This is a genomic window from Kitasatospora sp. MBT63 (assembly GCF_000710465.2).
Classification (GTDB): domain Bacteria; phylum Actinomycetota; class Actinomycetes; order Streptomycetales; family Streptomycetaceae; genus Kitasatospora.
The window spans coordinates 1-3,632 of record NZ_JAIZ01000576.1; the positions used below are offsets into that span (position 1 = coordinate 1).

Sequence of the window (3,632 nt, forward strand, 5' to 3'; positions counted from 1 at the left end):
GGAGCTGGTACGGCGGGGCGTGGGCCGCGAGGCGGTGGTGGGCCTGCTGGTGGGGCGTACGCCCGCCGGGGTGGCCGGGCTGTGGGGTGTGCTCAAGGCCGGGGCCGCGTACCTGCCGCTCGATCCGCAGCAGCCGGACGCGCGGATCGCCCAGCTGCTGCGGGAGTCGGGCGCGGCCGGGTGTGTGACGGAGCGCCGGCTGCTCGGCCGGGTGCCGCGGGGTTTCGCCCCGGACCTGGTGCTGACGCTCGACGACGTGCCCGGCCTGCCCGGTCCGGCCGACGCGCCCGGTTCGGCACAGGGCCCGGATCCGCTCGCCGGGGTCCGGCTGCCCGAGCCCGAGCCGGACGGGCTCGCCTACGTCATCCACACCTCGGGCTCGACCGGCCGTCCCAAGGGCGTCCAGATCGAGCACCGCAGCCTGCTCGCCTTCGTCCGGTGGGCGGGCGGGCTGTGCGGGGTGGACGGGCGGACCAGGTTCGCCTTCCTGTCCTCGCTCTCCTTCGACATCTCCTGCTTTCCGCTGTTCGTACCGCTGTTGGCGGGTGGTGCGGCGGTGCTGGTGCCGGGCGAGCCGACCGGTCCGGCGCTGCGGGAGGCACTGGAGCTCCACCGCGCGGACACCTTCGCGGTGACGCCGACCCACCTGGACCTGTTCGAGCGCTACGGCCTCGACCTGTCGGGGCTGCGGACGCTGCTGGTCGGCGGCGAGCGGTTCACCCGGGCGGCGGCCGTACGGGCGGCGCGGCGGGCGGGGCCCGCGACGCGGATCATCAACGGGTACGGGCCGACCGAGGCCGCCGTGGGCTGTCTGGCGCACGTGCTGGACGGCACCGAGACCGGGCCGGTGATCCCGATCGGGCGTCCGGCGCCGTCCGTCCGGGTCGAACTGGCCGGTCCCGACGGTGAACCGGTCACCGCGCCCGGGGCCGGTACGGTCGGCGAGATCCTGCTCTCCGGCGTCCAGTTGGCGCGCGGCTACCTGGGCCGGCCCGACCTGACGGCGGCCGGGTTCCCGGTCGGCGCGGACGGTGTCCGCCGCTACCGTACCGGTGACCTCGGCCGGCTGCTCCCGGACGGCTCGTTGGAGTTCGCCGGCCGGTGCGACGAGCAGGTGAAGATCGCCGGTCACCGGGTCGAGCCGGCCGAGGTGCAGGCCGCCCTGACCGGCCATCCGGCGGTGCTCGCCGCCGCGGTGACGGTCCGTGAGCGGCCGGGCGGCGGCAGTCCGGCGCTCTGCGCGTACGTGCTGGCCGCCGACGGCCGCGTGGACGACCCCGGCCTCGGTGCGGAGCTGCGCGGCCACCTCGCCGAGCGGCTGCCCGCCCACCTGGTTCCCGCGACCGTGGTCCCGGTGGCCGACTTCCCCCGGACGGTGAGCGGCAAGACGGACCTGGCGGCGCTGCCCGACCCCTGGGCGGCCTCCGGCGCCGCCCCCGCGGCCGGGCCGGTGCCGGGCCCGGTGGCGGAGGCCGACGAGGTCGAACAGCGGGTGGCCGCGCTCTGGGCCGACGTGCTCGGCGTCGACCGCGCCCTGATCGACCGCCGGTCCGGCTTCCAGCAGCTGGGCGGGGACTCGCTGGCGGTGCTGGAGATGCTCTCGGCGGTCGGCGACGGGCTGCTGCGGCCCGGCGAGGCGGACCGGCTGCTGGACGGGATCGGCGACTCACTGGGCGAGTTGACCCTGGGACAGGTGGTCGCGGCCGTCCACCGGGCCCGCTCGCTCCGGGCCCGCTCGGTCCGAACCGGGGAGGTGGTGGCGTGATCTTCGTGGGACGCGGCGCCCTGCTCCGCCGGGCCGTCGCCCACGCCCTGGCCACCGGCCACCGGGTCGACCTGGTGGTCTCCGAGGACCCCGACGACCGCCCGCACGACCGGGCCGCCGACGGCCGCGCGGTGCCGTTCACGGCCACCACGGACGTCAACGCCGTGGCGGACCGGCTGCTCGGCCACGCCACCGACGGCGTGGTGTGGTCGGTCAACAACCGGCTGATCTTCCGGGAGCCGCTGCTCGGCCGGGGCCTGCGGATCCACAACATCCACAACGGCCTGCTGCCGCAGCACCGCGGCCTGCCGTCCGCCGCCGTAGCGTACGCGCTGCTGAACGGCGACCGCGAGTACGGCGCGACGCTGCACGAGGTCGACGCGGGCGTGGACACCGGCCGGGTGCTCGCCGAACTCCCCTTCCCGCTCGCCGCCGACGCCCGCTTCCACCGGGTGCTGCTGCGCGGGATCCAGGCCTGCCAGCAGTTGTTCGAGCGGTCGCTGGACGCGGTGGCGGCCGGGCGGCCGATCGGCCCGCCCGCCGCCCGGGAGCCCCGGCCGGCCGGCTACCACAGCCTGCGGGCGCTGCGCGAACTGCCCTCGTACGCCGGGCATCCGGCCTATCGGCGGGCCACGGACGTGGGGGTGGCGGCGCCGTTCGTACCGGAGTTGGTGGAGGTGCTGCGGGCGGCGGCCGGGGCGGACCCCGGTTACGGGGGCGGGCTCCGGACGGCCGGGCGGACTATTGACGGAAGTTCTCACAACGGGGTGACCGATGGGTAACATCGGTCCTATCCTCGTCGCCATGGACCTTGTACACGAGCGCCGGGGCGACGGCCCGCCACTGCTTCTGCTGCACGGCATCGGGCACCGCTGGCAGGGCTGGAAGCCCGTACTGGACCTGCTCGCCCGCGAGCGGGAGGTGATCGCCGTCGACCTGCCGGGCTTCGGCGCCTCGCCGCCGCTGCCCGCCGGGATGCCGTACACCATCGCCAGCGCGGTGACGGTGCTCGGCGACTTCCTCCGGTCCATCGGCGTCGAACGGCCGCACGTGGCGGGCAATTCACTCGGCGGCCTGTTCGCCCTGCACGCCGCCCGGCAGGGCCTGGTCTCCTCGGCCACCGCGCTGTCACCGGCCGGGTTCTACCGCGCGGCCGGGTACCGCTATGCGTCCGGCGTGCTCAACCTGCACCGGATCGCCGCCCGCACCCCCGAACCGGTCCGGGCCCGGCTCGCCGAATCCGCGCAGGGGCGCAAGCTGATGTTCGGCATGATCTACGGCCGTCCCGAGCGGCTCGACCCGCGCGAACTGCTGCTCGACACCCGGGCGTTGCTCGACGCGCCGGGCTTCCGGCAGACCCTGCTGGCCGGCCGGGCCGAACAGGCGACCCGCTTCCCCGCCGACCTCCCGCCGGACGTCCCGGTCACCATCGCCTGGGGCACCCGCGACCGGCTGCTGCCGAACGTCCAGGGCCGCCGGGCCCGCCGACTCCTGCCGGGCGCCCGCTTCATCCCACTGGTCGACTGCGGCCACGTGCCGATGGGCGACAACCCGGAGCTGGTCGCCAGGATCCTGCTGGACGGCAGCAGTTCCCCCCTGCTCGGCGGCGGGTCCGCGGAGCGGGACGGCGCTCCCTGACCGGCCGAGGCGGGCCCGGGACGGCTTCGGGCCGGGAGGCCGTCGCCGACGACGGCGGGGCGGCGCGGGGCCGGTTCGCCCGGCGGCGGGGTCCTGACGGAGCGTCAGCAGGCCGCCGGTGCCCGCTCCGCGCGGTCGGCGGACGGCCCGTCGGCGCGCCGGCCGGGAGGCTCGACGACGGCCGGGGCGGCCGTCCGGCGGGGCAGCAGCAGGGCGGGTAGCAGGCCGG

At 76.7% G+C, this 3,632-nt stretch carries 3 protein-coding genes; all 3 read left to right on the forward strand.

Going from position 1 to position 3,632, the window contains the following annotated elements:
- A partial coding sequence (locus AA75_RS30055; protein ID WP_149038458.1) for a non-ribosomal peptide synthetase occupies nt 1-1,765 on the forward strand: 1,765 nt, incomplete at its 5' end.
- Nucleotides 1,762-2,547, forward strand: a complete 786-nt coding sequence (locus tag AA75_RS30060) for a formyltransferase family protein (RefSeq protein ID WP_063794462.1) — start codon at nt 1,762-1,764, stop codon at nt 2,545-2,547. The genes AA75_RS30055 and AA75_RS30060, both read left to right, overlap by 4 nt.
- Nucleotides 2,548-2,569: 22 nt before the next feature.
- Nucleotides 2,570-3,403 (forward strand): alpha/beta fold hydrolase, encoded by an 834-nt coding sequence (locus tag AA75_RS30065; protein ID WP_033823455.1) that lies wholly within the window; start codon nt 2,570-2,572, stop codon nt 3,401-3,403.
- Nucleotides 3,404-3,632: the final 229 nt, after the last annotated feature.

Excerpts from the sequence above, each read along its gene's own strand:
- AA75_RS30065 (WP_033823455.1), top strand. The coding sequence starts at position 2,570 with ATGGACCTTGTACACGAGCGCCGGGGCGACGGCCCGCCACTGCTTCTG.